The sequence below is a fragment of the Pseudomonas sp. TWI923 genome (assembly GCF_039673365.1).
In the GTDB taxonomy this organism is placed as follows: domain Bacteria; phylum Pseudomonadota; class Gammaproteobacteria; order Pseudomonadales; family Pseudomonadaceae; genus Aquipseudomonas; species Aquipseudomonas sichuanensis.
On the sequence record NZ_JBDJLM010000048.1, the window covers coordinates 1 to 26,061 of the forward strand.

Sequence of the window (26,061 nt, forward strand, 5' to 3'; positions counted from 1 at the left end):
GCTCCCACATGGACCGTGCAACCCTTTACCTGTGGGAGCCGGCTTGCCGGCGATTGGCTTCAACGCGGTTTCAGGTCCAGCCGGCGCAGGTGGCAGGTCACTTCCTCGCGGTCGTGGTACAGCTGCTTGCAGGCGATCGACACCTTGACCTTGCGCGCCTTGAAGCCTTCCTCGATGCGGTCGAGCAACTTGCGCACCTCGGCGTGACGCTGCTTCATCGGCAGCTTGAGGTTGACCACCGCCTCGCGGCACAGCCCCTCGCCCAGCCAGGTCTCGATCAGTGACGCAGTGCGCGCCGGCTTCTCGACGATGTCGCAGACCATCCAGTCCACGGTCTGTTTCGGCTTCCAGGTAAAGCCGTCGGCCATCAGGTGCGTGACCAGCCCGGTGTCCATCAGGCTCTCGGCCATCGGGCCGTTGTCGATGGCGGTGACCAGCATGCCGCGCTTGACCAGCTGGTAGGTCCAGCCACCGGGCGCAGCGCCCAGATCGACACCGGTCATGTCGTCGTTCAGGCGCTGGTCCCACTGCTCGCGCGGGATGAACTGGTGCCAGGCTTCTTCCAGCTTGAGGGTCGAACGGCTGGGCGCTTCCCGTGGGAACTTCAGGCGCGGAATGCCCATTGGCCACAGTGCCTGGTTACCCGCTTCGGCCTGGCCCAGGAATACCCGTCGGCCACTGATGAAGGTCAACAGCAGGCGCGGACGCTGCGCGTCGTCGACCAGCCGCCCGGCCTTCTCCAGTGCCTTGCGCAGCGGCACTTCGAACTTGCGGCAGAAGGTCGAAAGCTCCTTGCCGTCGTTGGTGTCGAGCACCTCCAGCCAGAGGCTGCCGAACACCGGCAGCTCGGCCAGGTGCTCGAGCAGCACGCTGATGCGGTCGGTCTCGGGCAACTCGATGTAGCTGCCGCGCGCCCACTGGCGCGGGAAGATCAGCTGGTCGAAACGCATTTCACGCATCAGCCGCGCGGCACCGTCGGGCTCGCTGCAGACGAATTCGGCGCAGGCGCTGCTTGGCTTGCCTTTGGCATAGCCGGCCACGCCCAGGTGGGCGGCGTGTTCGCTGATTTCGGCGCAGACCTCGCCCTCGAAGCCGGGCCGGCAATGCATGAACAGGGTATTCATCTCTAACTCCACATCACTGGCGCAGGCGGCGCCAGCCTTGACCCGACGCAACACAAGGTGCGGCCGGGCGGCGAATGATAAAGGAAGATCGGAACCCGCGACACGCCCCACCGGTCCAGAAAAGGGTCAGGCCCGGCAAACGGGGCTAACCTGACTGTTCAGCCAGGTCCGTGCCGTGCGGACCGATCCACAGCGGTGACACTGGCGATCCTTTGGCAGTCGCCGGGCACCGGAGCACAAGGAGTTGTCAATGCCCTCGCTCGATAGCCTGAAAACCCTCAAGTCGCTGAAGGTGGCCGACCACACCTACCACTATTTCAGCCTCGCCGAAGCCGCCCGCCAGCTGGGCGACCTGCAACGCCTGCCGATGTCGCTGAAAGTGCTGCTGGAAAACCTGCTGCGCTGGGAGGACGGCAAGACCGTGACCGGCGACGATCTGCATGCCCTGGCCGGCTGGCTCAAGGATCGCCGCTCGGACCGCGAGATCCAGTACCGCCCGGCGCGGGTCCTGATGCAGGACTTCACCGGCGTACCGGCCGTGGTCGACCTAGCGGCCATGCGCGCAGCCATGGACAAGGCAGGTGGCGACCCGCAGCGCATCAACCCGCTGTCGCCGGTGGACCTGGTGATCGACCACTCGGTGATGGTCGACCGCTATGCCAGCCCCGCCGCCTTCGCCCAGAACGTCGACATCGAGATGCAGCGCAATGGCGAGCGCTACGCGTTCCTGCGCTGGGGCCAGAACGCCTTCGACAACTTCCGCGTGGTGCCGCCGGGCACCGGCATCTGCCACCAGGTCAACCTGGAATACCTCGGGCGCACGGTCTGGACCCGCGACGAGGACGGGCGTACCTACGCCTTCCCCGACACCCTGGTCGGCACCGATTCGCACACCACCATGATCAACGGCCTGGGCGTGCTCGGCTGGGGCGTGGGCGGCATCGAGGCCGAGGCGGCCATGCTCGGCCAGCCGGTGTCGATGCTGATCCCCGAGGTGATCGGCTTCAAGCTCACCGGCAAGCTGCGCGAGGGCATCACCGCCACCGACCTGGTGCTGACCGTGACGCAGATGCTGCGCAAGAAAGGTGTGGTGGGCAAATTCGTCGAGTTCTACGGCGACGGCCTGGCCGATCTGCCGCTGGCCGATCGCGCCACGATCGCCAACATGGCCCCGGAATACGGCGCCACCTGCGGCTTCTTCCCGGTCGACCAGGTGACCCTCGACTACCTGCGCCTGTCGGGCCGCCCGGAGCAGGCGGTGCAACTGGTCGAAGCCTATTGCAAGGCCCAGGGCCTGTGGCGCCTGCCCGGCCAGGAGCCGCTGTTCAGCGACAGCCTGGCGCTGGACATGCATGAGGTCGAAGCCAGCCTGGCCGGCCCCAAGCGCCCGCAGGACCGGGTAGCCCTGAACCAGGTTCGCCAGGCCTTCGACAAGTTCATCGAGCTACAGCCCAAGCCACTGGCCAAGGATGTCGGGCGCCTGGAAAGCGAAGGCGGTGGCGGCGTGGCCGTGGGCAATGCCGACCAGGCCGGCGAGATCGACTACAGCCATGCCGGCCAGACTCACACCCTGCGTGACGGCGCGGTGGTGATCGCCGCCATTACCTCGTGCACCAACACCTCCAACCCGAGCGTGATGATGGCTGCCGGGCTGGTGGCGAAAAAAGCCGTGGAAAAGGGCCTGCAACGCAAGCCCTGGGTCAAGAGTTCGCTGGCCCCCGGCTCCAAGGTGGTCACCGACTACTACAAGGCAGCCGGCCTGACCCCTTACCTGGACCAGCTGGGCTTCGACCTGGTGGGCTATGGCTGCACCACCTGTATCGGCAACTCAGGGCCGCTTGACGAGGCCATCGAACAAGCCATCGGCAGCGCCGACCTGACGGTCGCCTCGGTGCTGTCGGGCAACCGCAACTTCGAGGGCCGGGTGCATCCGCTGGTGAAAACCAACTGGCTGGCCTCGCCACCGCTGGTGGTGGCCTACGCCCTGGCCGGCAGCGTGCGCGTGGACCTGAGCCAGGATGCCCTGGGCACGGGCAAGGATGGCCAACCGGTCTATCTGCGCGATATCTGGCCCAGCCAGCAGGAGATTGCCGCAGCGGTCAGCAACGTCGACACGCGCATGTTCCACAAGGAATACGCCGAAGTGTTCGCCGGTGACGCCCAGTGGCAGGCCATCGAGGTACCACAGGCGGCCACCTATGTCTGGCAGGACGACTCCACCTACATCCAGCACCCGCCGTTCTTCGACGACATTGGCGGCCCGCTGCCGCAGATCACCGATATTCAAGGGGCTCGCATCCTCGCCCTGCTCGGCGACTCGGTGACCACCGACCATATTTCGCCGGCCGGCAACATCAAGGCCGACAGCCCCGCCGGGCGCTACCTGCGCGACAAGGGCGTTGAGCCGCGCGACTTCAACTCCTATGGCTCGCGCCGCGGCAACCACGAAGTGATGATGCGCGGCACGTTCGCCAATATTCGCATCCGCAACGAAATGCTCGGCGGCGAGGAAGGCGGCAACACACTGCATGTGCCGAGCGGCAAAAAGCTGTCGATCTATGACGCCGCCATGCGCTACCAGCAGGAAGGTACGCCGCTGGTGGTGATCGCAGGGCAAGAATACGGCACCGGCTCCAGCCGCGACTGGGCGGCCAAGGGCACCAACCTGCTGGGGGTCAAGGCCGTGCTGGCGGAAAGCTTCGAGCGCATCCACCGCTCCAATTTGGTGGGCATGGGCGTGTTGCCTCTGCAGTTCAAGGCCGGTGACGACCGTAAACGCCTGGGGCTGACCGGCAAGGAGCGCATCGATGTGCTTGGGCTTGGCGGTGCGCAGATTCGCCCGGGGATGAGCCTGCCATTGCGTATTACCCGTGAGGACGGGCAACAGCAGCAGATCGAGGTGCTGTGCCGGATCGACACGCTCAATGAGGTGGAATACTTCAAGTCGGGGGGCATCCTGCACTATGTGCTGCGGCAACTGATTGCAGGGTGATCATGGCCAGGGGCCATTTATTGGCCCCTGATCAGGTGTCCTGAAGGGCGCGAGCTCAGTCGAAGCAGTTCCGCACTCGCTGCCACAAGGATTTTGCATGTCGTTGCCCCACTGGATCGCGCTGGGCCTGCTGGCCCTCGGCTACTGCTTTGCACTGGCCCACGGCAGCCTCGGCCTGGCTGCCCTGCCCAGCCTGCTCGCCCTGCTGTGCACCGCCCTGCTGGTACGGCGCAGGGTGCGCTGGCAACAGACCCTCGGCCACCTGCTGTTCATCGGCATGGCTGCTGCATTGGCCCTGCATTGGCTGCCGGGCTTCAATAGCGCCAAGGTCATCGACAAGGCTGTGTTCAGCCAGGGTGCGCTGCCGTTCTCGATGTACCTGAACCTGGACAAGCCACTGATCGGCCTCTGGTTGCTGCTGGCCTGCCCGTGGCTGGTGGCGTTGCGCGGGCGGGGGCTGGCGCTGAGCCTGCTCGCCATCCTGCCGCTGACCCTGCTCGCCTGCCTGGGCGGCGCCTGGGCTCTGGGGCTGGTGGCCTGGGCCCCGAAATGGCCGGACCAGGCTTGGCTGTGGCTGTTGAACAACCTGCTGCTGGTCAGCCTGACCGAAGAACTGCTGTTTCGCGGTTACATCCAGGGCGGCCTGCAACGTCTGTTCAGGCATGACGGCCTGGCGTTGCTGGCAGCAGCGCTGCTGTTCGGCCTGGCTCACCTGGGGGGCGGCTGGCAGTGGTTCTACCTGGCGACGTTGGCAGGGGTGGGTTACGGCCTGGCGTACCGCCATGGCGGGCTGGCTGCAGCGGTGGCCTGCCATGCCTGCGTCAACCTGGCGCACTTCGCGGGCTTCAGTTACCCGATGCTGGCACTTGGCTGAGCAATCGGTCATGATCCGACCTGATCGTCACAAACCATAAATAAAGCTGCAATATTGACGGCAACGTACGCGAACGCGTGGGCTTAAACCACAATCGCCGCATGCATCCGTTGCGCCAGATCAATGCAAGTTAAATATTCATTCAATAAAACCAGCGGCTTGCCGATACCTGTCGAAAGCCTTGCGGATTGAACAGCCAATGCGTAACAACCAGCCGATTACCCAGAGAGAACGGACTTTCCCTGCCCAACAGCGGTTGATCTCCACGACCAATGCCAAAGGCGTGATCACCTACTGCAACGATGCCTTCGTCGAGATCAGCGGTTTCTCTCGCGAGGAACTCATGGGCGCAGCGCACAACCTGGTGCGTCACCCTGACGTACCGCCTGCGGTGTTTGCCCACATGTGGCAGACCCTCAAGCAAGGCCTGCCATGGATGGGCATCGTCAAGAACCGCTGCAAGTCCGGCGACCACTATTGGGTCAACGCCTACGTCACCCCTGTTTTCGAGAAAAACCAGGTGGTTGGCTATGAGTCGGTGCGGGTCAAACCCACCGCCGAGCAGATCCGCCGCGCCGAAGGCCTGTACCAGCGCATCAACCAGGGCAAGTCGGCGATCCCGCGCCGCGACCAGTGGCTGCCGGTGCTGCAGGACTGGCTGCCGTTCATCCTGATCAGCCAGGTCGGCTTCCTGATCGGCAACTGGCTCGGCCACTCCTGGGGCTTCGCCCTGGCCGCCGGCCTGTCGGTCCCGCTGGGCCTGCTCGGCCTGAGCTGGCAGCAGCGCGGCCTCAAGCGCCTGCTGCGCCTGGCCGAACAGAGCACGTCCGACCCGCTGATCGCGCAGATGTACACCGACAGCCGCGGCGTCCAGGCACGCCTGGAAATGGCCATGCTCAGCCAGGACGCACGGATGAAGACCTGCCTGACCCGCCTGCAGGACAGCGCCGAACAGCTCAGCGACCAGGCCCGCCAGTCCGACACCCTCGCCCACCAGAGCTCGTCGGGCCTGGAGCGCCAGCGCGTGGAAACCGAGCAGGTGGCCGCCGCCGTCAACCAGATGGCCGCCACTACCCAGGAAGTGGCCAACCACGTTCAGCGCACCGCCGATGCCACCCAGGAAGCCAACCGCCTGACCAGCCAGGGCCGCAACATTGCCGGCGAAACCCGCGACGCCATCGAGCGCCTGTCGGCTGCCGTGGGCGAGACTGGCCTGACCGTGACGCAACTGGCCAAGGACAGCGACGAGATCGGTGGCGTGGTCGATGTGATCAAGGGCATTGCCGACCAGACCAACCTGCTGGCGCTCAACGCCGCCATCGAAGCAGCTCGTGCCGGTGAGATGGGCCGAGGTTTCGCCGTGGTTGCCGACGAAGTTCGCCAGCTGGCCCAGCGCACCGCCGAGTCCACCGGGCAGATCCACGGCCTGATCGCCAAGCTGCAACAGACCGCCAACAACGCGGTGCAGACCATGGAGACCGGCCACCGCCAGGCCCAGGAAGGTGTCGAGCGGGTCATGGAAGCCGACCAGGCGCTGGTGGGCATCAGCGAAGCGGTCGCCAACATCACCGACATGGCCACTCAGATCGCCGCCGCCACCGAAGAGCAGACCGCGGTGGCCGAAGAGATCAGCCGCAACATCAGCACCATTGCCGACCTGGCCGACCAGACCGCCGGCCAGGCCCAGCGCTCGGCGCTGCTCAGCGAAGAGCTGACCAGCACCGCCGGCACGCAGTACTCGTTGGTGGAGCGCTTCAACCGCTAAAGCCTGTACGAACCATCGCGGGGCAAGCCCGCTCCCACAAGTCCTGTGCAGAGCGCCAGACTTGTGGGAGCGGGCTTGCCCCGCGATGCTTTTACCAGTCCAGTTTCAGCCTGCTCTCGAAGTGACGCGCCTCACCCGTCAACGGGTCATCAAAGCGTAGGCTCTGGGCCAGCAGCTTCAATGGCCGCTCATAGTCATCCTGTTCATCGACCAGCTGCGGGTAGAACGGGTCGTTGCAGATCCCCGCCCCCAGCGCCGCCATGTGCACCCGCAACTGATGGGTCTTGCCGGTGACCGGCGACAGGCCATAGCGCCACAACCCACCGTTCTTTTCCAGCACGCAGGCATGGGTTTCGCTGTTATCGGCCCCTTGCACTTCATGCATGCGGAAGAACGGCTCGCCATGCACCAGGCGGCTGCAATGCACCAAGGGGAAATCATGCTGCGGCAGCGCAGCGGCGATGGCCTGGTAGTGCTTGTCGATGCGCCGCTCGGGGAACAGCCGCTGATAGGCACCCCGGGTTTGCGGGTTGGACGAGAACAACACCAGCCCCGCGGTGTGACGGTCGATACGGTGCAGGGGCACCAGGTGCGGGTTGTCCAGCCGGCGGATCAAGCGGCGCAGCAGGGTCTGCTCGACATACTCGCCAGTGGGCGTTACCGGCAGGAAATGCGGCTTGTCCGCCACCACCAGATGCTCATCCATGTGCAGGATCTGCTCCTGTACCGGGATCGGCTTCTCGTTGGGTACTTCACGAAAGTAATGCAGGCGCATGCCCTGGCGGTAGGCAAGGTCGGCGGCAATCGCCTGGCCTTGCGCGTCCAGCACCCGCCCCCGGGCGAAACGGTCCCGCCACTGCTCACGGTCGATGCCCTTGAAGTGATCGCACAGGCAATCGAGCACTGTCGCCCAGCGCCCGGGCGGCAGGCATACCGTGCTGGCTTGCAGGTGGGCAGGGTTGAAAGGCGTGGTCATCGTCGGGCTCTGCTGATCGGGAGCCGGGCATTATCCCCCAGCCTGCGCGGCGCAACCAGCCTCGCCGGCCGGCTCGCAGCGCGCCTTGAGCCAGCGCAGCACCTGCACCGCATCCCAGCGCCCGGGGTCGAACAAGGCGTAGCTCAGGCCCTGGTAGCCAACCACGTCCAGCGGCCGGTGAAAGCCGGCGCGCTGGAACAATGCCTCGATCTCGGCGAAACAGGTATTGAAATGGACCTTGCCGAACGGCGTCTGCTCATCGGTGACGATGCCGTCGAGGCGCAGTTCCAGCACGGCGTCGCACACACGCTCCGGGGCCATGTGGTTGATGCTGTACTTGAGTTGCTCGACATTGAGCATGGCTTCACCTCGATACTGTATTTATATACAGCATACGGAGCAGGCCACGCCGTCGTCAATGCGCGGTTCAGCGCAGGAAGGCCACCACCTGCTCGGCATCGAAGGGCCAGTTCAGCTCGGCCCCGGTATCACAGCGGCGCAATACCGGGATGGTCAGGCTGTAGCGCTCGAACAGCACCTCGGCGTCGGCAATGTCGACCAGCTCGACCAGCAAGCCATGCTCGACGAACGGCATCAGCATGGCCTCGGCCACTTCACACAGATGGCACCCGAGGGTGCCGAACAGCTGGCATTCAGGGAGCATGGGGCAAACCCGGAAATCGAAGATAAGGGATGCTTATTCTAGGTCCGTGCTTGCCATCGCGCACCTGCGCCAGGTCAATCCTGGCTGGTGGCGCCAATGCGGTGCAGCGACAGGTCGGCCCCTTGGAACTCCTGTTCGTGGCTCAAGCGCAAGCCGTGCACCGCCTTGATCAGGCCGTACACGACAACACCGCCGGCCAGCGCTACCAGCACACCGGTTAAGCTGCCAAGCAACTGGCTGACCAGGCTTACACCCCCCAGGCCGCCCAGCGCTGCCTGGCCGAACACGCCACAGGCGATGCCGCCCCACACCCCACACACACCGTGCAGCGGCCAGACACCGAGCACATCGTCGATCTTCCAGCGGTTCTGCGCGGCGGTGAAGCACCAGACGAACAGGCCGCCTGCGATGAGGCCGGTGGCCAGCGCCCCGATCGGGTGCATCAGGTCGGAACCGGCGCAGACCGCCACCAACCCTGCCAGCGGGCCGTTATGCAGGAAGCCGGGGTCGTTGCGCCCGGCCACCAGCGCCGACACGGTGCCGCCGACCATGGCCATCAGCGAATTGATCGCTACCAGGCCGCTCACCCCTTGCAGGGTCTGTGCGCTCATCACGTTGAAGCCGAACCAGCCGATGATCAGGATCCACGAGCCCAGCGCCAGGAACGGAATGCTCGACGGCGCGAACGCCACCAGCCGGCCATCGCGATAACGGCCACGGCGCGCACCCAGCAGGATCACCGCCGCCAGCGCCAGCCAGCCGCCCAAGGCATGCACCACCACGGAGCCGGCAAAGTCATGGAAGGGTGCACCGAAGCGCGCCTGCAGCCAGGCCTGCCAGCCGAAGTTGCCATTCCACACCACACCCTCGAAGAAGGGGTAGATGAACGCCACGATCAGCGCCGTGGCGCACAGTTGCGGGACGAACCGCGCACGCTCGGCGATGCCGCCGGAGATGATCGCCGGGATTGCAGCGGCGAATGTCAGCAGGAAGAAGCACTTGACCAGTGCATAGCCATGATCGTTGGCCAGCACTGCCGCGGGCTGGAAAAAGGTCACGCCATAGGCGATCCAGTAACCGATGAAGAAGTACGCCAGCGCCGAGATGGCGAAGTCGCTGAGGATCTTCGACAGGGCGTTGACCTGGTTCTTGTGGCGCACGGTTCCGACTTCGAGAAAGGCGAAGCCGGCGTGCATGGCCAGCACCAGGATGGCGCCCATGAGGATGAACAGGGTGTTGGAGCCATGGACCAGGGAGTCCATCGCGCTGTGCATGTTTTCCATGAAGAGGCAGGCCTGCAAAAAGGCACCAGGACAGTTCAAGAACCGGCATCCCTGCACCGAATCGGTGCCAGGCGCCTGCCCCGCTTCTGTGAGTGGGTGAACGCCTGCGTGGTTTTTTCTTGGGTTTGTCGTGGATTGGGTTAAGGTTTAGCGTCATCCGCAGGGCGGGTGCACGGTTTCGGCGCGCACGCTTGCGAGCGCGCCTCGAACATAAGCAAGCGCTGTACCAGCACATCGCGCTGAACCTTCCGCGCCCGCCATCACTCGAAATAGCCACACACATCCACAGGGAGAGGCCCATATGGCCAGCAAATCGGCAAAGACTGCTCAAGACATACTGATGGCTGACTTCCAGGCCCTGGTCCGCGACACCGAGAAATTGCTCGCCGACACCGCCAACCTCGCCGGCGACCAGGCCGACGAGCTGCGCGAACAGATCCACGAGCGCCTGGCCCAAGCCCGTGAAACCCTGCAGCTCACCCAGGACTCGGTACGCCAACGCGGCCAGGCGGCCGTGGGCAGCGCCGAGCAATACGTGCAGGAGAACCCTTGGCAAGCCATCGGTATCGCTGCCGGCGTCGGCCTGCTGATCGGCCTGCTGGCCAAGCGCTGAGGAGCCGCCATGGACAACGACGCCATCGGCGCCGGCGCGTCTGGCCGGCGCCTGGGCGCCGCGATGCTGGGCCTGCTGCACAGCCACATCGAGCTGTTCGGCATCGAGCTGCAGGAGCAGAAGGGGCGCACCCTGCGCCTGCTGCTGTTCGCCGGCCTGGCACTTGTGTTCGCCCTGCTGCTGCTCACCGCCCTATCGGGGCTGGTACTGGTGCTGCTGTGGGACAGCTATCGACTGGCCGGGATCATCGGCCTGTGCCTGTTCTACGGCATCGCCGCGCTGTACTGCGGCCTGCGCCTGAAAGCGGCGGTGTTCGATGAGTCCTCGCCATTCAGCGCCACGCTCGAAGAGCTGGCCAAGGACCGGGAGCGCCTGCTGCCATGAACCTGCCCGAAATGCCCGACACGCGTAACCCGCGTGAGTTGCGCAAGGCGTTGCTGCGCCTGCGCATGGAGATGCACCGCCAGCAGATCAGCCACGAAACCACCCAGATGCTCGAACCGGCTCGCCGCCTGCGCGGCATGGGCAGCTCGTTCGGCGAGGGCCTGGGGGTCAAGCACGGCTCGCTGTGGGGCCTGGGCGCTATCGTCGCGCTGGGCTTTCTCACTGGCAAAGGCGTGCGCAGTGGCAACATCAGTCGCCTGCTGCAGCTGGGCACCAGCCTGGCGCCACTGATCCGCCTGTTCCTGAGCAGCAGCCGGCGCCCCTGAACGTCGTGCGCGCCCTTGCCAGGGCGCGCCAGACGCAGGAAGCTATGCCGATACAACGACCGGAGATCGAGCCTTGGACTGGCACACCCTGCTGACCCGCGAACGCCTGGGCAAAGCCCTCTACAGCCCAGAAGAGCTTGGCCGCAGCCCCTTCCACAAGGACCACGACCGCATCATCTTTTCCGGCGCCTTCCGCCGCCTGGGGCGCAAGACCCAGGTACATCCGGTCACCAGCAACGACCATATCCACACCCGCCTCACCCATTCGCTGGAAGTCAGCTGCGTTGGCCGCTCGCTGGGCATGCGCGTTGGCGAAACCCTGCGCGGCGCACTTCCCGACTGGTGTGAGCCCAGCGACCTGGGGATGATCGTGCAGTCGGCCTGCCTGGCCCACGACATCGGCAACCCTCCCTTCGGCCACTCCGGCGAAGACGCCATCCGCCACTGGTTCCAGCAGGCCGCCGGGCGTGGCTGGCTGGACGACATGAGCGACGACCAACGCGCCGACTTCCTCAACTTCGAGGGCAACGCGCAAGGCTTTCGCGTACTGACCCAGCTCGAATACCACCAGTTCGACGGTGGCACGCGCCTGACCTACGCGACGCTGGGCACCTACCTCAAGTACCCCTGGACTTCGCGCCATGCCGATGCCCAGGGCTACAAGAAGCACAAGTTCGGTTGCTACCAGAGCGAGCTGCCCCTGCTCGAGCAGATCGCCGGCAAGCTGGGCCTGCCACAGCTCGAACACCAACGCTGGGCCCGGCACCCGCTGGTCTACCTGATGGAGGCCGCCGACGATATCTGCTATGCCCTGATCGACCTCGAAGACGGCCTCGAGATGGACCTGCTGCAGTACGCCGAAGTCGAAGCGCTGCTGCTCGACCTGGTCGGTGATGACCTGCCGGAAACCTACCGCCAGCTCGGCCCCAACGAATCCCGCCGGCGCAAGCTGGCAATCCTGCGCGGCAAAGCCATCGAGCACTTGACCAACGCCGCCGCGCAAGCCTTCGTCGAACAGCAAAGCGCCCTGCTCGCCGGCCGCCTGCCCGGCGACCTGGTCGAGCACATGCACGGCCCGGCCCAGCGCTGTGTGCTGCAGGCCAAGGACATGGCGCGCAAGAAGATCTTTCAGGACAAGCGCAAGACCCTGCATGAAATCGGCGCCTATACCACCCTGGAAATCCTCCTCAACACCTTCTGCGGCGCGGCGCTGGAACAACATGGCGGGCGCACGCCGTCGTTCAAGAGCCGCCGCGTGCTGGACCTGATCGGCAATAACGCGCCCAATCCACATGGCTCGCTGCATGGCGCCTTCCTGCGCATGATCGATTTCATCGCCGGCATGACAGACAGCTATGCCAGTGAAATGGCCTGCGAGATGACCGGACGCACCAGTCCAACTTGAACCAGGGCGGTGACGGTAGTGTGGTTATTACCTTCACCGCCAAACTTGTAAGACTCTTCCCACAAATACCAAAAGCATTAAACATTAACTCCAAAGACAACTAATTAAACCTCCAGAACCAATCAAACCGCCTAAAAATCCACATTTCTCGTAGCACACACACGCTCTCGCCGTAAGGAATTTCCTATATACATAAATTAGCCTGAGCATCCCTGCCCGCCACCATTCAACTGAGCTAATGTGCCGACTGCTTTCGCCTCGCCGCATGGAATGTTGAATATGCAAACAGTATTTATCGTCGACGATCATCCCGTTATCCGCCTGGCTATTCGGATGCTGCTGGAGAACCAGGGCTACAACGTCCTGGGCGAATCTGACAATGGTGTCGATGCCATGCAGATGATTCGCGAATACCGCCCCGACCTGGTCATCCTCGACATCAGCATCCCCAAGCTCGACGGCCTTGAGATGCTGTCTCGCTTCCAGTCCATGGCAATGCCGCTCAAGGTCCTGGTACTGACCGCACAATCTCCCGCGCTGTTCGCGATTCGCTGCATGCACTCTGGCGCTGCGGGCTACGTCTGCAAGCAAGAAGACCTGGGCGAATTGCTCAGCGCCATCAAGGCGGTACTGTCCGGCTACAACTACTTCCCCAGCCAGGCACTCAACGCTGCGCAAAAAAACTGCAATAAGGAACTGGAGTTGTTCCGCCAGGTCAATGACCGCGAACTGATGGTGCTGCAACTCTTCGCTCAGGGCCGCAGCAACAAGGAAATTGCCAAGGGCATGTTTCTCAGCAACAAGACAGTCAGCACCTACAAGAAACGCCTTATGCACAAGTTGCAGGCCAGCACCCTGGTGGAGCTGATCGACGTCGCCAAACGCAACGCGCTGGTCTGAGGTCGTGATGTGGAAGTACCTCGGTATATCGCTGCTCTGCCTGAGCCTGGGCGCCCCCATGCCGACTGTCTGCGCGAACATCGACGAAGGCAGGAGCTACGCCCTGCTCAGCCGCTCGGCACCGACGTCGATCCACCCCGCCCTGACCCTGGAGCAACGCAACTGGCTGGCCACCCGCCATGAACTGGTACTCGGCACTTCCGCACCTGACTATCCGCCGTTCGACATCGCCAGCGGAGGGCGCGAGTACCAAGGCTTGACCGCCGACTACGCAGGCCTGATCGGCAATGCCCTGGGCCTGCCGGTGCGAGTGCAACGCTTTCCCAGCCGGCCTGCGGCAGTCGCAGCGCTCAAGAGCGGGCGCATTGATCTGCTCGGTAGCGCCAATGGCTATGAAGCCACCACCCAGGGGCTGGCGCTCTCACGCCCTTACGCCATCGACCAACCCGTGCTGGTAACCCGGGAGGACGAAACCCGCGCCCTGGACACCGGCCTGGACGGGATGCGCCTGAGCATGCTCTATCACTACCTGCCGTCCGAAGAGATCCGTGCCAACTACCCCAAGGCCGAGCTGCTGACCTTCGAGTCCTCCACCCAGGCGCTCAATGCCGTGGCCTTCGAGCAGGCCGACGTGTTCATCGGTGACACGGTCTCCACGCACTACCTGATCAGCCAGGGGCACCTGCCGCGTCTGCGCATGGCCAATTTCGGCAAGCATGAGGCCGTGGGCTTCAGTTTTGCCATGCGTGACGACGACCCGATGCTGCTGGCCCTGGTCAATGCCGCCCTCGACGCCCAGTCGAGCGCCACCCGCAACGATATCTTCAAGCGCTGGAGTGCCAGCAGCGGCAGCCTGTTGACTGATCGCAAGCTGCAGCTGTCGCCACGGGAAGAGAACTGGCTGCGCGATCACCCGGTAATGCGGGTCGTGGTCAACGACACCGCAGCGCCGCTGACCTTCCTCGACGGTAACGGCCGGTTGCGCGGCATCGTCGCCGATCTGCTCGAACTCATCCGCCTGCGCACCGGCTTGCGCTTCAACATTGGTCGCGCCAGTGGCGATGGCGACATGATCGATCAGCTTGAGTCCGGCCGCACCGACATCATCGCCACGCTCTCCACCGACACCCGCCCAGGCAACCCCCTGCAACTAAGCAGGCCCTACCTGGAAAGCGCCTACGTACTGGTCAGCCGCGACGGCAATCACCAGCCTGCCAATCTGAAACAGCTCAAGGGCAAGCGCGTCGCGGTACCGCGTGACAGCAGCGTGGCTGCACTGCTCAATGCCAAACACCCATTGATTCATCAGGTGGCCACCGACAGCACCTACTACTCCCTGGCCCTGCTGGGCAGCGGCGCCGTGGATGCCGCGATCGTCACACTGATCGACGCCAACCATATGCTGGCCAGCAACAACGACCTGGTGATCCGCACCACCGTCGGCACCGAGCCTGCGACCTTCGCGCTGGCCACTTTGCCCCAGGCCAGCGAACTGGCTTCGATCCTCGACAAGGCGTTGCTGAGCATCTCTCCGGAGGAACTGGGGGTGATCAACAGTCGCTGGCGCGATCACGGCGCGGCCGACGACGCCTATTGGCGCAATTACCGCAGGGTGATCCTGCAGGTGGTCGCTGTCATCGGTGTGCTGCTGGTGCTGGCACTGGTGTGGAATGCCCGGCTGCGCCGCCAGATCAAACAGCGTCAACGCGCCGAGCGGGCGCTCAACGACCAGCTGGAGTTCATGGGTGCCTTGCTCAATGGCACGCCACACCCCATGTACGTGCGTGACCGCGAAGGGCGCCTGCAAAGTTGCAACGACAGCTACCTGCAAGCGGTCGGCGCCAGCCTTGAGCAGGTCATCGGCAAGCGCCTGCAGGACACCCGCTTCAGCGACTGCGACTACACCCGGCAGATCCAGGACGATTACCGACGCGTGATGGAGCAAGGCAAACCCTTGATCCTCGATCGCCCTCTGCGGTTGCGGGACAAGGAGCTGACTATCTACCACTGGATCCTCCCCTACCGCGATTCGCTGGGGGAAATGCAGGGCATCATCGGCGGCTGGATCGATATCAGCGAACGTCGCAACCTGGTGCAGGACCTGCGCCTGGCCAAGCAACAGGCCGATGACGCCAATCGCGCCAAGAGCACATTCCTCGCCACCATCAGCCACGAAATCCGCACCCCCATGAACGCCTTGATCGGCATGCTCGAACTCGCCTCCCGGCGCGCCGAACAGGGCCAACTGGACCGCCCGGCCCTGGAGATTGCCCATCACTCGGCCAGGGACCTGCTGGGGTTGATCGGCGATATCCTCGACATCGCTCGGATCGAGTCGGGCCATTTGTCCCTGGCCCCGGAGCCGGTGGACCTGGCAGCGTTGGTCGAGTCCGTCGGACGTGTATTCGACGGGCTGGCCCGCCACAAGGGCCTGGCGCTCGAAGTGGTGATCGCCGCCGAGGCACGTTGCCATGCGCTGCTCGACCCGCTGCGGTTCAAGCAGGTGCTGTCGAACCTGGTGAGCAACGCGATCAAGTTCACCGAACAGGGCCAGGTGAGCATCAGCGTCAAATTGTGCAGCAGTGGCGAACCACTGACCCAGACCCTCGACATGGAAGTCCGCGACACCGGCATCGGCATCCACGAGCAGGAACTCGAGCAACTGTTCACCCCCTTCGTGCAGGCCAACCCCTACAGCGACGGTGCTCGGGCCGGCACCGGCCTGGGGCTGGTGATCAGCCAAAGCCTGTGCGCGATGATGGGCGGCGAACTGAGCCTGCAGAGCCTGCATGACGTAGGTACACGGGTAAGGCTGCGCATGCCCTTGCAGTGCGTTTCCCCGGTCGAGTCGCGGCCTCAGGACGCGAACGACATCGAGCGCCCGGATGCACGGCTGAGGATCCTGGTGATCGACGATCACCCGGCCAACCTGTTGCTGATAGCACAACAGTTGAACTACCTGGGCTTGCGCCAGGACAGCGCCCGCGATGGTCGTGAAGGATTGCGCAAATGGCGCGAAGGCTGTTTCGACGTACTCATCGTCGACTGCAACATGCCACAGATGAACGGCTACGAGCTCGCCAGGACAGTGCGCGCGGAGGAACGCCTGCACAGCAGGCCACGCTGCACCTTGGTCGGCTATACCGCCAACGCCCAACCCGAAGTGCGCCAACAGTGCCTGGATGCGGGGATGGACGACTGCCTGCTCAAACCCATCGGCTTGCAGGTGCTCGGCCAGCGGCTGGCGGCCATTGCCCGCAACACCCGGCCGTGCAAGGAGGGCTGCGACGAGTGCGGTCATCGCTTCCACCTGCAGGGCCTGAGCGCCATTGTCGGCGACAGCGCCAGTGACCGCGACCGCATCCTCAGCACCTTGCACCTGAGCCTGCAGCAGGACCTGGGCATCCTGATGTCCATCGACCCGCAGCAGAACGCCGATGCGCTTGCAGCGCAGGCACACAAGATCCTCAGCGCGGCGCGAATGCTGGATGCCAGGTCGTTGATTCAGGCGTGTGAACTACTGGAGGAGCCCGGGTTACCCCTGGCAGAGATGAAGTTGTACCGTCAGGCACTGGCACGGCACATGCGCCGTGTGGAGAAAGCCCTGGCCCGGCAATTGGAGCGCCAGGCCGAGCCAAGGTGAGGCGGCGCCCGCTCGGGCACCGCCGCCACGGATCAGGAAGCCGAGTTGATCGGCTTTTCCGGGTACCAGGCGTCCAGCAGCGGGCTGACTTCGATATTGGTCAGTTCGCTGCGGCCTTTGAGCCAGGCTTCGACAGCAGCGCGCTGCGCTTCTTCCACCGAGCCACGGGTAGCCTTGCAAACCAGGCCGAAGTCATCGCCGCCGACATAGTCCAGGCCGTTGGCGTCCATGGCTTCGGTCAGGAAGGCGTCGAGGAAGGCATCGATGGCTTCATCGGACAGGTCTTCCTTGAAACCCAGGTTCAGTTCGAAACCCAGCTCCTGGAATTCATCCACGCACAGTTTCTTGCGCAGACGACGGGAACGGTTGGTAGCCATGAAACAATCCTCTCAAGTATTAACGCGCGGCACTTTACCAGTTTCCGGCGAGCTGCGGCGCATTTGTGTCGAACGGGGCGCATACAGCGTGCGCTTGGGGCATAATGCGCACTCGTTTACGTGTTGGGGCCATCATTCTTACAGCCCCATGGTCTTTTTCCCTCGCCTGCAGGGTTCATCTATCCATGATCAAGACGCTCCGCCCACTATTGCTCGCCGGCCTGCTTCTGCCACTCGCCCTGCCCAGCCAGGCCGCCGCCGTCAACACCAGCTTGCCAGCCAAGGTGCAGCAGGCCCTCAAGACCAACAAGCTGCAAGACTCCGCCCTGTCCCTGGTGATGCTGCCGCTCAATGGCCCCGGCACCGCTACGGTGTTCAACGCCGACGTTTCGGTGAACCCGGCCTCGACCATGAAACTGGTCACCACCTACGCCGCACTCGAGCTGCTGGGCCCCACCTTCCAGTGGAAGACCGAGTTCTACACCGATGGCACCCTGAGCAACGGGGTGCTCAACGGCAACCTCTACCTCAAGGGCGGTGGCGACCCCAAACTGAACATGGAAAAGCTCTGGCTGCTGATGCGCGACCTGCGCGCCAACGGCGTGCGCACCGTGACCGGTGACCTGGTCCTGGACCGCAGCCATTTCGTGCAGCCCAACCTGCCACAGTTCAATGACGACGGCGGCGACGACAACAAGCCGTTCCTGGTCAAGCCCGATTCGTTGCTGGTCAACCTCAAGGCGCTGCGCTTCGTCGCCCGCAACGACGGTGGCAAGGTCACGGTGGCGGTCGAACCGCCGATCGCCAGCATCCGCATCGACAACCAGGTCAAGGCCGTGGCGGGCAAGCAGTGCACCGGCGAAGTGCGCTACAACCCGGTGACCCAGGCCGACGGTGTCAGCGTGACAGTCAGCGGCCAACTGGCAGAAGGCTGCAACTCGCAGACTTACCTGTCGCTGCTGGACCACCCGACCTATGCCGCCGGGGCCGTGCGGGCCATCTGGAACGAGCTGGGCGGCAGCATCCAGGGCGCCGACCGCATCGAGAACGTGCCCAAGAGCGCCCGCCTGCTGGCCCGGGCCTTCTCGCCGGACCTGGTCGAAGTGATCCGCGACATCAACAAGTACAGCAACAACACCATGGCCCAGCAGCTGTTCCTCAGCCTCGGCGCGCAGTTCCGCACCGATGCCGATGGCGACGATGCCCGTGCCGCCCAGCGCGTGGTGCGTCAGTGGCTGGCGAAGAAAGGCATCACCGCGCCGCACCTGGTGATGGAGAACGGCTCGGGCCTGTCCCGCGCGGAACGGGTCAGCACCCGCGAGATGGCCGCGCTGCTGCAGGCTGCCTGGAACAGCCCGTACGCCGCCGAATTCATCAGTTCCATGCCACTGGTGGGCATGGATGGCACCATGCGCAAGCGCCTGAAGCGCACGGCCATGAGCGGTGAGGCCCATATCAAGACCGGCACCCTCAACACCGTCCGCGCGATCGCTGGCTTCAGCCGCGACAGCAATGGCAACACCTGGGCGGTCGCAGCCATCCTCAACGACCCCAAACCCTGGGGCGCCTCGCAGGTGCTGGACCAGGTCTTGCTGGACCTCTACCGGCAACCGAAGCTGGCCAACGGCACGGCGGGCATCGCGCCCTGATGCCGGCCTGAACGGGTTACACGAGCAAACGACAAAGGGGCGCATGGCGCCCCTTTGTCGTATCTGCCTGCCGGCACATTGCGACGGGCAAAAAAAAGCCCGCCAGTGTGAGAGCGGGCAAGGACCTACGAAGATTCTTCTAGCGACCAACTAGCTTCCACGATAGGTCGAGTAGCTGTACGGCGAGATCAGCAGCGGCACATGGTAGTGCTCTTGCTGCTCGTCGATGCCAAAGCGCAGCACGACAACGTCAAGGAACGCCGCGGCCGGCAGTTGCACGCCGCGAGCGCGGTAATAATCGCCAGCGCTGAACTGCAGCTGGTAAACGCCGGTGCGGTAGTCGTCACCCTGCAACAGCGGTGCGTCGACGCGGCCATCGCTGTTGGTCAGCACGGTGTTGATCAACTCCAGCTGCTGGCCTTCGACACGGTACAGCTCAACCTTGATCGAGCTGCCCGGGCAGCCATGCGCGGCGTCCAGTACGTGTGTGGTCAAACGTCCCATTTGCTTGTCGCCTCTTGTCGTATGCGTGGGCAAAAAATACACGGCATGCACCGGGCACGGGGGCCAGCGGTGTGCGGGAATGACGCCATTAAGACAGTTTCTCAAAAAATTGTACACAATTTTTTGAACCCTTCTTCCTAGCGGCCCGCTCACCCCTGAAAACAGGCCACCAATCGCAAAGACAGGCAGCAAGCAGGCGTCACCGTTATTAGCTGACCAATCAGGCAGGTTTCTTGCAAGCCGTTTCTGGGCGACAAATGGGAAGAAATGCGGAAAAACAGGCTTACAAAGTATTTAAGAAGTTGTATACAATCAGCCCATCCGGTGGTGCGACATCCCGACGCGGCCCGCCCACCAACCGCACTAACGTACAAGAAGGAAGACTGCAGTGAGCGCTGACTACCCTCGCGACCTGATCGGTTACGGCAACAACCCACCTCATCCGCAATGGCCGGGGAATGCCCGCATTGCACTGTCCTTCGTGCTCAATTACGAAGAAGGTGGCGAGCGCAACATCCTGCACGGCGACAAAGAGTCCGAGGCCTTCCTGTCTGAAATGGTGGCCGCCCAGCCGTTGCAGGGCCAGCGCAACATGAGCATGGAATCGCTCTACGAATACGGCAGCCGCGCCGGTGTATGGCGCCTGCTCAAGCTGTTCAAGGACAGCGGCGTGCCGCTGACCATCTTCGCCGTGGCCATGGCCGCCCAGCGCCACCCCGACGTGATCCGTGCCATGGCCGAGGCCGGCCACGAGATCTGCAGCCACGGCTACCGCTGGATCGACTACCAGAACATGGAAGAAGCGCAAGAGCGCGAGCACATGCTCGAAGCCATCCGCATCCTCACCGAACTGACCGGCGAGCGCCCGGTGGGCTGGTACACCGGCCGCACCGGCCCGAACACCCGGCGTCTGGTGATGGAGGAAGGCGGTTTCCTCTACGACAGCGACACCTACGACGACGACCTGCCCTACTGGGAGCCGAACAACCCGACCGGCAAGCCGCACCTGGTGATCCCCTACACCCTGGACACCAACGACATGCGCTTCACCCAGGTACAGGGCTTCAACTGCGGCGAGCAGTTCTTCCAGTACCTCAAGGACGCCTTTGACGTGCTGTACGCCGAAGGCGCCGAAGCCCCGAAAATGCTCTCCATCGGCCTGCACTGCCGCCTGGTCGGCCGCCCGGCGCGCCTCGCCGCGCTCAAGCGCTTCGTCGATTACGCCAAGAGCCATGAGCAGGTCTGGTTCGCCCGTCGCGTGGACATCGCCCGCCACTGGCACGCCACCCACCCGTACAAGAAAGAGAACGCCTGATGACCGCCTTCAAGACCCTCAAACCGTCCAGCCTGGGCCGCGCCGCCTTCGTCGAAGCCTTCGCCGACATTTACGAGCACTCGCCGTGGGTCGCCGAAAAAGCCTACGACCTCGGCCAACTGGCTGAACTGGACGAGATCGAAGCGCTGCATCAGCGCATGAGCGACATCCTGCTCAGCGCCAACCACAGCGACCAGCTGGCCCTGATCAACGCTCACCCGGATCTGGCCGGCAAAGCCGCCGTACAAGGCGAGCTGACCGAATCGAGCACCAACGAGCAGGCCGGCGCCGGTATCCACCAGTGCACCGCCGAAGAGTTCGCCCGTTTCACCGAACTGAACGACGCCTACAAAGCCAAGTTCCAGTTCCCGTTCATCATGGCGGTCAAGGGCAGCAACCGGCACCAGATCCTCGCCTCCTTCGAAAAGCGCATCCACAACGACAAGGATGCCGAGTTCAAGGAAGCCCTGGCGCAGATCAACCTGATCGCCCTGTTCCGCCTGCTGCAGCTTTGAGGATTGCGCCCTGGCCTGGCCCGAGTGCGTGACGCGTCCGTACCCAGGGCCTGGCAAGACCCGCCAGTCCACCCAAATCTAGAACAACGAACATAGAAGAGATAACCGCATGCGCACCCTGATGATCGAGCCCCTGACCAAAGAAGCCTTTGCCCCGTTCGGTGATGTGATCGAAACCGATGGCAGCGACCACTTCATGATCAACAACGGCTCGACCATGCGCTTCCACAAGCTCGCCACGGTCGAGACCGCCGAGCCTGAGGACAAGGCGATCATCAGCATCTTCCGCGCCGACGCGCTGGAAATGCCGCTGACCGTGCGCATGCTGGAACGCCATCCGCTGGGCAGCCAGGCTTTCATCCCGCTGCTCGGCAACCCCTTTCTGATCGTGGTCGCGCCAGTTGGCGATGCACCTGTATCAGGCTTGGTCCGCGCCTTCCGCAGTAACGGCAGGCAGGGCATCAATTACCATCGCGGCGTTTGGCACCACCCGGTGCTTACGATCGAAAAGCGGGATGATTTCCTGGTGGTTGATCGCAGTGGTTCTGGCAACAACTGCGATGAGCATTACTTCCCCGAGGAACAGATGCTGATCCTCAATCCCCACCAATAAGAAAGGGTCGGTCATCTATGTGGTGACCGGCGAGAGGTAACTACTGTGGAAGCACACCTTCACGAATGGCTGAACCTGAGCATTCGCTGGGTTCACATGATCACCGGCGTCGCCTGGATCGGTGCATCGTTCTACTTCGTCTGGCTGGAGAACCACCTGAACCGAAGCAACCCGCGCGATGGGTTGTCGGGTGACCTTTGGGCCATCCACGGTGGCGGTATCTACCACCTGGAAAAATACAAGCTCGCGCCACCGAAAATGCCCGAGAACCTGCACTGGTTCAAATGGGAAGCCTACTTCACCTGGATGTCCGGGATCGCCTTGCTGTGCGTGGTGTTCTACTGGAACCCGGCCCTGTACCTGCTGGCACCCGGCAGCACCCTGAGCGGTGCCGAAGGCGTGGCCATCGGTATCGGTTCGCTGATCGCCGGCTGGTTCGTCTACGACTTCCTCTGCGACTCGCCCCTGGGCAAGAAACCGGCCCTGCTGGGTGGCGTGCTGTTCGTGCTGATCATTGCCGCATGCTGGGGCTTCAGCCTGGTGTTCAGCGGCCGCGGCGCTTACCTGCACACTGGCGCGATCATCGGCACCATCATGGTCGGTAACGTGTTCCGCATCATCATGCCGGCCCAGCGCCAGTTGGTAGCGGCCATCGAGAACAACCAGACCCCCGACCCGGTACTGCCGGCCAAGGGCTTGCTGCGCTCGCGCCACAACAACTACTTCACCCTGCCGGTGCTGTTCATCATGATCAGCAACCACTTCCCGAGCACCTACGGCAGCCAGTACAACTGGCTGATCCTGGCCGGGATCGCGGTGGCCGCGGTATTGATCCGTCACTACTTCAACACCCGCCACGACAGCAACAAGTACGCCTGGACCCTGCCTGTCGGCGCCCTGGCGATGATCTGCCTGGCCTACGTGACCGGCCCCAAGCCGCTGCCGACCGCCCCTGAGCAGGCCGCCGCCAAGGTCGAGTACCAGCCGCTGCCGGCCACGGCCGTGGGTGGCAAGACCGCCGCCGAGCTGCGCGCCGAGGAAGCTGCCAAGCCTGCCGAAGCACCAGCCGCAGCACCTGCCCAGGCCACTGCCCAGGCAGCCACCGGCGGTTTCGACAAGATCCACACCGTCATCCAGGAACGCTGCACCGTGTGCCACTCGTCCAAGCCGACCAGCCCACTGTTCAGCGCCGCCCCTGCCGGCGTGATGTTCGACACCCCGCAGCAGATCCAGGCCCAGGCCGCGCGCATCCAGGCGCAGGCCGTCGCCAGCCAGATCATGCCGCTGGGCAACATCACCCAGATGACCGTTGAAGAACGCAAGCTGGTCGGCGACTGGATCGCCAAAGGCGCCCAGGTCAACTGAAAGCAGCTGCAAGCTACAAGCGGTAAGTAGCTAGATAACAAGCAAGCATCGAGCCTCAGGCTTCGAGCGGGAACCACAAGCTTCTACTTGAAGCTTGCCGCTTGGAGCTTTTGGCTTGGATCCGAGAATAAAAACAAAACTCGAGGTGCTGCATGTCCGAGTCACCCAAGGCGTACATTCCTGTTGCGCCGCCACGACAGCCCCTGCCCCTGTTCCAGCTGATCCTGGTGGGTTTGCAACACGTTCTGCTGATGTACGGTGGCGCCATTGCCGTGCCGCTGATCATCGGCCAGGCCGCCGGCCTGTCCCGCGAGGAAGTCGCCTTTCTGATCAACGCCGACCTGCTGGTCGCCGGCGTTGCCACTATCATCCAATCCTTCGGTATCGGCCCGGTCGGCATCCGCATGCCAGTCATGATGGGCGCCAGCTTCGCTGCCGTCGGCAGCATGGTGGCCATGGCCGGCATGCCTGGCGTCGGTTTGCAGGGGATCTTCGGCGCGACCATCGCCGCCGGGTTCTTCGGCATGCTGATCGCGCCATTCATGTCCAAGGTCGTGCGTTTCTTCCCCCCCCTGGTGACCGGCACGGTCATTACCTCCATCGGGCTGTCGCTGTTCCCGGTGGCGGTCAACTGGGCCGGTGGTGGCCATGAGGCCCAGACCTTCGGCTCGCCGATCTACCTGATGGTCGCCGGCCTGGTGCTGGCGGTGATCCTGCTGATCAACCGCTTCATGCGCGGTTTCTGGGTCAACGTTTCGGTACTGGTGGGCATGGGCCTGGGCTACATCCTCGCCGGCTCCATCGGCATGGTCGACCTGTCCGGCCTGAACGAGGCGCCCTGGCTGCAGGTGGTCACCCCCCTGCACTTCGGCATGCCGACCTTCAGCCTGGCGCCGATCCTGTCGATGTGCCTGGTGGTGGTGATCATCTTCGTCGAGTCCACCGGCATGTTCCTCGCCCTGGGCAAGGTCACCGACCGTGAAGTTACCCCGGGGATGCTGCGTCGCGGCCTGCTGTGCGACGCCGGGGCATCGTTCATCGCCGGGTTCTTCAACACCTTCACCCACTCCTCGTTCGCCCAGAACATCGGCCTGGTGCAGATGACCGGGGTGCGTTGCCGCTACGTCACGGTGATGGCCGGTGGCTTGCTGATCCTGCTCAGCCTGCTGCCCAAAGCGGCCTTCCTGATCGCCTCGATCCCGCCTGCAGTACTGGGCGGCGCGTCCATCGCCATGTTCGGCATGGTCACCGCCACCGGGATCAAGATCCTCCAGGAAGCGGACATCTCCGACCGTCGCAACCAGCTGCTGGTTGCGGTCAGCGTCGGCCTGGGCCTGATCCCCGTGGTGCGCCCGGAGTTCTTCGCACAGATGCCCCAGTGGATGGAACCCATCACCCACAGTGGCATTGCCATGGCCACCCTCAGCGCCCTGGTGCTGAACCTGCTGTTCAACATCCTCGGTGGCGCCGAACGCGCCGCGCACAACGACGCCTGCCACCAGCATTGAGGACCAGGGGCGGCAGCCTTTGCCGCCCCGCTTGCCACCCGCAGTAACCGCATGACCGTCGGCCCGCCGGAATGGGCCGCCCGGGGCGCCTGCGCGCCGAAAAAACCGCCAACAAAAACAATAAGTCCGGGAAACACAACATGAAGCGCATCACTTCCTCGCTGTTGCTGGGCAGCAGCCTGCTGGCCACCCTCCCCTCCCACGCTGGCGAATGGCTGCAGTGGCACGGCGAGAGCCTGACCTACCTGTATGGCAAGGACTTCAAGGTCAACCCCGATATCCAGCAGACCATCACCTTCGAGCACGCCAACAAGTGGAAGTACGGCGACACCTTCCTGTTCGTCGACAAGATCTTCTACAACGGCAAGCCCGACCCGAGCAAAGGCGTGACCACCTACTACGGCGAGTTCAGCCCGCGCCTTTCGTTCGGCAAGATCCTCGACCGCAACCTGAGCTTCGGCCCGGTCAAGGACGTGCTGCTGGCCATGACCTACGAACGCGGCGAAGGCGACAACGAGGCCTACCTGATCGGCCCCGGCTTCGACCTGAACGTTCCCGGCTTCAACTACTTCACCCTGAACTTCTACCTGCGCAACACCGAAGGCAGCCGCCCGGGTGACAACGTCTGGCAGATCACCCCCGGTTGGTCCTACACCATTCCCGTGGGCCGCTCCGACATCCTGATCGATGGCTACATGGACTGGGTCACCGACAACGACCAGACCCGCCGTGGCACCTACCATTCCAACCTGCACTTCAACCCACAGGTCAAATACGACCTGGGCAAGGCCCTGAACCTGGGCGCCAAGCAGCTTTACGTGGGCTTCGAGTACAGCTACTGGAAGGACAAATACGGCATCGACAGCCGCGGCAACCTGGAAAGCAATCAGAGCGTCGCCAGTGCCCTGATCAAGGTCCACTTCTGATAACCTGACCAAACGCACAACTTTGTAACACCGTGCTCCAGGACGGAGCACTTGAGGACCGGCGCGCAAGCCAGTAATCTGCGCGCCCCCTCGATCGGGGCAGGAAGGATCCTGCCCACGTTTGCTGACCGCTCAGTCAATGAATTCGGGCGGTTGGTCAACGTGTTGCCAGCCTGAAAGAACCATGTTCATCCGTTCAGCAAGACGTCGAGCAGGATGGTTGTGGCCAACCCGGAAAAGTTGGCGCAGCTCTTGCCAAACAGCTGTGGCCAATCGAAAAAAGCTGACTCAAAAGACAAAAAACGGCGCCCGAGCGCTGACAACAGATCCAATCAAGGGA

General features: G+C 63.7%; 23 protein-coding genes. 16 read left to right on the forward strand and 7 right to left on the reverse strand.

Annotated elements, in window-relative coordinates:
- Positions 1-59 precede the first annotated feature (59 nt).
- Positions 60-1,124 (reverse strand): 23S rRNA (cytidine(2498)-2'-O)-methyltransferase RlmM, encoded by a 1,065-nt coding sequence (gene rlmM / locus ABE459_RS17580; protein ID WP_323831195.1) that lies wholly within the window; start codon positions 1,122-1,124, stop codon positions 60-62.
- 250 nt (positions 1,125-1,374) lie between these two features.
- Here rlmM and acnA point away from each other — a divergent pair, with 250 nt between their 5' ends.
- The 3 genes from acnA to ABE459_RS17595 all read left to right on the forward strand — a co-directional run bounded on the left by acnA (position 1,375) and on the right by ABE459_RS17595 (position 6,755).
- Positions 1,375-4,116, forward strand: coding sequence for an aconitate hydratase AcnA (gene acnA / locus ABE459_RS17585; RefSeq protein WP_323831194.1), 2,742 nt, complete (start codon positions 1,375-1,377; stop codon positions 4,114-4,116).
- 97 nt (positions 4,117-4,213) lie between these two features.
- Entirely contained in the window at positions 4,214-4,990 is a 777-nt protein-coding gene (locus ABE459_RS17590; RefSeq protein WP_258706068.1) for a CPBP family glutamic-type intramembrane protease, read from the forward strand.
- Positions 4,991-5,189: 199 nt separating this feature from the next.
- Positions 5,190-6,755: a PAS domain-containing methyl-accepting chemotaxis protein gene (locus ABE459_RS17595; RefSeq protein ID WP_125463347.1), complete on the forward strand. Its 1,566-nt coding sequence runs from the start codon at positions 5,190-5,192 to the stop codon at positions 6,753-6,755.
- Between the two features lie 91 nt (positions 6,756-6,846).
- Here ABE459_RS17595 and ABE459_RS17600 read toward each other — a convergent pair whose 3' ends face one another.
- The 4 genes from ABE459_RS17600 to ABE459_RS17615 form a co-directional block, all read right to left on the reverse strand.
- On the reverse strand, positions 6,847-7,731 hold the full coding sequence (locus ABE459_RS17600) for a pseudouridine synthase (protein ID WP_323831193.1): 885 nt from the start codon (positions 7,729-7,731) through the stop codon (positions 6,847-6,849).
- Between the two features lie 30 nt (positions 7,732-7,761).
- Positions 7,762-8,091 carry a transcriptional regulator gene (locus ABE459_RS17605; protein WP_110993572.1) on the reverse strand — a complete coding sequence of 110 codons (330 nt, stop codon included), beginning with the start codon at positions 8,089-8,091 and terminating at the stop codon, positions 7,762-7,764.
- A 67-nt stretch (positions 8,092-8,158) separates the two neighbouring features.
- On the reverse strand, positions 8,159-8,395 hold the full coding sequence (locus ABE459_RS17610) for a glutaredoxin family protein (protein WP_125463345.1): 237 nt from the start codon (positions 8,393-8,395) through the stop codon (positions 8,159-8,161).
- A gap of 74 nt (positions 8,396-8,469) precedes the next feature.
- Positions 8,470-9,678, reverse strand: a complete 1,209-nt coding sequence (locus ABE459_RS17615; RefSeq protein WP_323831192.1) for an ammonium transporter — start codon at positions 9,676-9,678, stop codon at positions 8,470-8,472.
- A gap of 301 nt (positions 9,679-9,979) precedes the next feature.
- Here ABE459_RS17615 and ABE459_RS17620 point away from each other — a divergent pair, with 301 nt between their 5' ends.
- From ABE459_RS17620 to ABE459_RS17645, 6 genes are all read left to right on the forward strand, one after another.
- Positions 9,980-10,291 carry a YqjD family protein gene (locus ABE459_RS17620; protein ID WP_125857980.1) on the forward strand — a complete coding sequence of 104 codons (312 nt, stop codon included), beginning with the start codon at positions 9,980-9,982 and terminating at the stop codon, positions 10,289-10,291.
- Between the two features lie 9 nt (positions 10,292-10,300).
- On the forward strand, positions 10,301-10,675 hold the full coding sequence (locus tag ABE459_RS17625; protein WP_110993575.1) for a phage holin family protein: 375 nt from the start codon (positions 10,301-10,303) through the stop codon (positions 10,673-10,675).
- Complete coding sequence (locus tag ABE459_RS17630) at positions 10,672-11,001, forward strand: hypothetical protein (RefSeq protein ID WP_125463342.1); 330 nt, start codon at positions 10,672-10,674, stop codon at positions 10,999-11,001. Before ABE459_RS17625 ends, ABE459_RS17630 begins: the two co-directional genes overlap by 4 nt.
- 73 nt (positions 11,002-11,074) lie before the next feature.
- Positions 11,075-12,406, forward strand: coding sequence for a deoxyguanosinetriphosphate triphosphohydrolase (locus ABE459_RS17635; RefSeq protein ID WP_110993577.1), 1,332 nt, complete (start codon positions 11,075-11,077; stop codon positions 12,404-12,406).
- A 279-nt stretch (positions 12,407-12,685) separates the two neighbouring features.
- The gene (locus ABE459_RS17640; RefSeq protein WP_125463341.1) at positions 12,686-13,306 is read left to right on the forward strand and encodes a response regulator transcription factor; all 621 of its coding nucleotides are present in this window, start codon (positions 12,686-12,688) and stop codon (positions 13,304-13,306) included.
- 58 nt (positions 13,307-13,364) lie between these two features.
- Positions 13,365-16,949, forward strand: a complete 3,585-nt coding sequence (locus tag ABE459_RS17645) for a transporter substrate-binding domain-containing protein (RefSeq protein ID WP_346648115.1) — start codon at positions 13,365-13,367, stop codon at positions 16,947-16,949.
- A 32-nt stretch (positions 16,950-16,981) separates the two neighbouring features.
- On the opposite strand, the gene ABE459_RS17650 is transcribed toward ABE459_RS17645, so the two are convergent.
- Positions 16,982-17,326 carry a YggL family protein gene (locus ABE459_RS17650; protein ID WP_125463339.1) on the reverse strand — a complete coding sequence of 115 codons (345 nt, stop codon included), beginning with the start codon at positions 17,324-17,326 and terminating at the stop codon, positions 16,982-16,984.
- 185 nt (positions 17,327-17,511) lie between these two features.
- Here ABE459_RS17650 and dacB point away from each other — a divergent pair, with 185 nt between their 5' ends.
- Positions 17,512-18,975 carry a D-alanyl-D-alanine carboxypeptidase/D-alanyl-D-alanine-endopeptidase gene (dacB, locus tag ABE459_RS17655; RefSeq protein WP_110993581.1) on the forward strand — a complete coding sequence of 488 codons (1,464 nt, stop codon included), beginning with the start codon at positions 17,512-17,514 and terminating at the stop codon, positions 18,973-18,975.
- Positions 18,976-19,125: 150 nt separating this feature from the next.
- Here the strand turns inward: dacB and uraH are convergent, their stop codons facing one another.
- Positions 19,126-19,479 carry a hydroxyisourate hydrolase gene (uraH, locus tag ABE459_RS17660; RefSeq protein WP_110993583.1) on the reverse strand — a complete coding sequence of 118 codons (354 nt, stop codon included), beginning with the start codon at positions 19,477-19,479 and terminating at the stop codon, positions 19,126-19,128.
- 388 nt (positions 19,480-19,867) lie between these two features.
- Here uraH and puuE point away from each other — a divergent pair, with 388 nt between their 5' ends.
- The 6 genes from puuE (at position 19,868) to ABE459_RS17690 (ending at position 25,721) form a co-directional block, all read left to right on the forward strand.
- Positions 19,868-20,794 (forward strand): allantoinase PuuE, encoded by a 927-nt coding sequence (gene puuE / locus ABE459_RS17665; RefSeq protein ID WP_125463336.1) that lies wholly within the window; start codon positions 19,868-19,870, stop codon positions 20,792-20,794.
- The gene (gene uraD, locus ABE459_RS17670) at positions 20,794-21,309 is read left to right on the forward strand and encodes a 2-oxo-4-hydroxy-4-carboxy-5-ureidoimidazoline decarboxylase (protein ID WP_125857976.1); all 516 of its coding nucleotides are present in this window, start codon (positions 20,794-20,796) and stop codon (positions 21,307-21,309) included. Before puuE ends, uraD begins: the two co-directional genes overlap by 1 nt.
- A gap of 109 nt (positions 21,310-21,418) precedes the next feature.
- Complete coding sequence (locus tag ABE459_RS17675) at positions 21,419-21,922, forward strand: ureidoglycolate lyase (RefSeq protein WP_046856488.1); 504 nt, start codon at positions 21,419-21,421, stop codon at positions 21,920-21,922.
- Between the two features lie 45 nt (positions 21,923-21,967).
- Positions 21,968-23,287, forward strand: coding sequence for a urate hydroxylase PuuD (locus ABE459_RS17680; RefSeq protein WP_125463335.1), 1,320 nt, complete (start codon positions 21,968-21,970; stop codon positions 23,285-23,287).
- Positions 23,288-23,439: 152 nt separating this feature from the next.
- Positions 23,440-24,795, forward strand: coding sequence for a nucleobase:cation symporter-2 family protein (locus ABE459_RS17685; RefSeq protein ID WP_125857975.1), 1,356 nt, complete (start codon positions 23,440-23,442; stop codon positions 24,793-24,795).
- Between the two features lie 140 nt (positions 24,796-24,935).
- On the forward strand, positions 24,936-25,721 hold the full coding sequence (locus ABE459_RS17690; protein ID WP_323831191.1) for an outer membrane protein OmpK: 786 nt from the start codon (positions 24,936-24,938) through the stop codon (positions 25,719-25,721).
- Positions 25,722-26,061: the final 340 nt, after the last annotated feature.

Coding starts and splice junctions, on each gene's coding strand:
- ABE459_RS17645 (WP_346648115.1), top strand. CDS start 13,365: ATGCCGACTGTCTGCGCGAACATCGACGAAGGCAGGAGCTACGCCCTG.
- ABE459_RS17610 (WP_125463345.1), bottom strand. CDS start 8,395: ATGCTCCCTGAATGCCAGCTGTTCGGCACCCTCGGGTGCCATCTGTGT.
- ABE459_RS17625 (WP_110993575.1), top strand. CDS start 10,301: ATGGACAACGACGCCATCGGCGCCGGCGCGTCTGGCCGGCGCCTGGGC.
- ABE459_RS17600 (WP_323831193.1), bottom strand. CDS start 7,731: ATGACCACGCCTTTCAACCCTGCCCACCTGCAAGCCAGCACGGTATGC.
- ABE459_RS17630 (WP_125463342.1), top strand. CDS start 10,672: ATGAACCTGCCCGAAATGCCCGACACGCGTAACCCGCGTGAGTTGCGC.
- uraD (WP_125857976.1), top strand. CDS start 20,794: ATGACCGCCTTCAAGACCCTCAAACCGTCCAGCCTGGGCCGCGCCGCC.
- ABE459_RS17690 (WP_323831191.1), top strand. CDS start 24,936: ATGAAGCGCATCACTTCCTCGCTGTTGCTGGGCAGCAGCCTGCTGGCC.
- ABE459_RS17640 (WP_125463341.1), top strand. CDS start 12,686: ATGCAAACAGTATTTATCGTCGACGATCATCCCGTTATCCGCCTGGCT.
- ABE459_RS17590 (WP_258706068.1), top strand. CDS start 4,214: ATGTCGTTGCCCCACTGGATCGCGCTGGGCCTGCTGGCCCTCGGCTAC.
- ABE459_RS17620 (WP_125857980.1), top strand. CDS start 9,980: ATGGCCAGCAAATCGGCAAAGACTGCTCAAGACATACTGATGGCTGAC.
- ABE459_RS17615 (WP_323831192.1), bottom strand. CDS start 9,678: ATGGAAAACATGCACAGCGCGATGGACTCCCTGGTCCATGGCTCCAAC.
- dacB (WP_110993581.1), top strand. CDS start 17,512: ATGATCAAGACGCTCCGCCCACTATTGCTCGCCGGCCTGCTTCTGCCA.
- rlmM (WP_323831195.1), bottom strand. CDS start 1,124: ATGAATACCCTGTTCATGCATTGCCGGCCCGGCTTCGAGGGCGAGGTC.
- ABE459_RS17605 (WP_110993572.1), bottom strand. CDS start 8,091: ATGCTCAATGTCGAGCAACTCAAGTACAGCATCAACCACATGGCCCCG.
- uraH (WP_110993583.1), bottom strand. CDS start 19,479: ATGGGACGTTTGACCACACACGTACTGGACGCCGCGCATGGCTGCCCG.
- ABE459_RS17675 (WP_046856488.1), top strand. CDS start 21,419: ATGCGCACCCTGATGATCGAGCCCCTGACCAAAGAAGCCTTTGCCCCG.
- acnA (WP_323831194.1), top strand. CDS start 1,375: ATGCCCTCGCTCGATAGCCTGAAAACCCTCAAGTCGCTGAAGGTGGCC.
- ABE459_RS17650 (WP_125463339.1), bottom strand. CDS start 17,326: ATGGCTACCAACCGTTCCCGTCGTCTGCGCAAGAAACTGTGCGTGGAT.
- ABE459_RS17685 (WP_125857975.1), top strand. CDS start 23,440: ATGTCCGAGTCACCCAAGGCGTACATTCCTGTTGCGCCGCCACGACAG.
- ABE459_RS17595 (WP_125463347.1), top strand. CDS start 5,190: ATGCGTAACAACCAGCCGATTACCCAGAGAGAACGGACTTTCCCTGCC.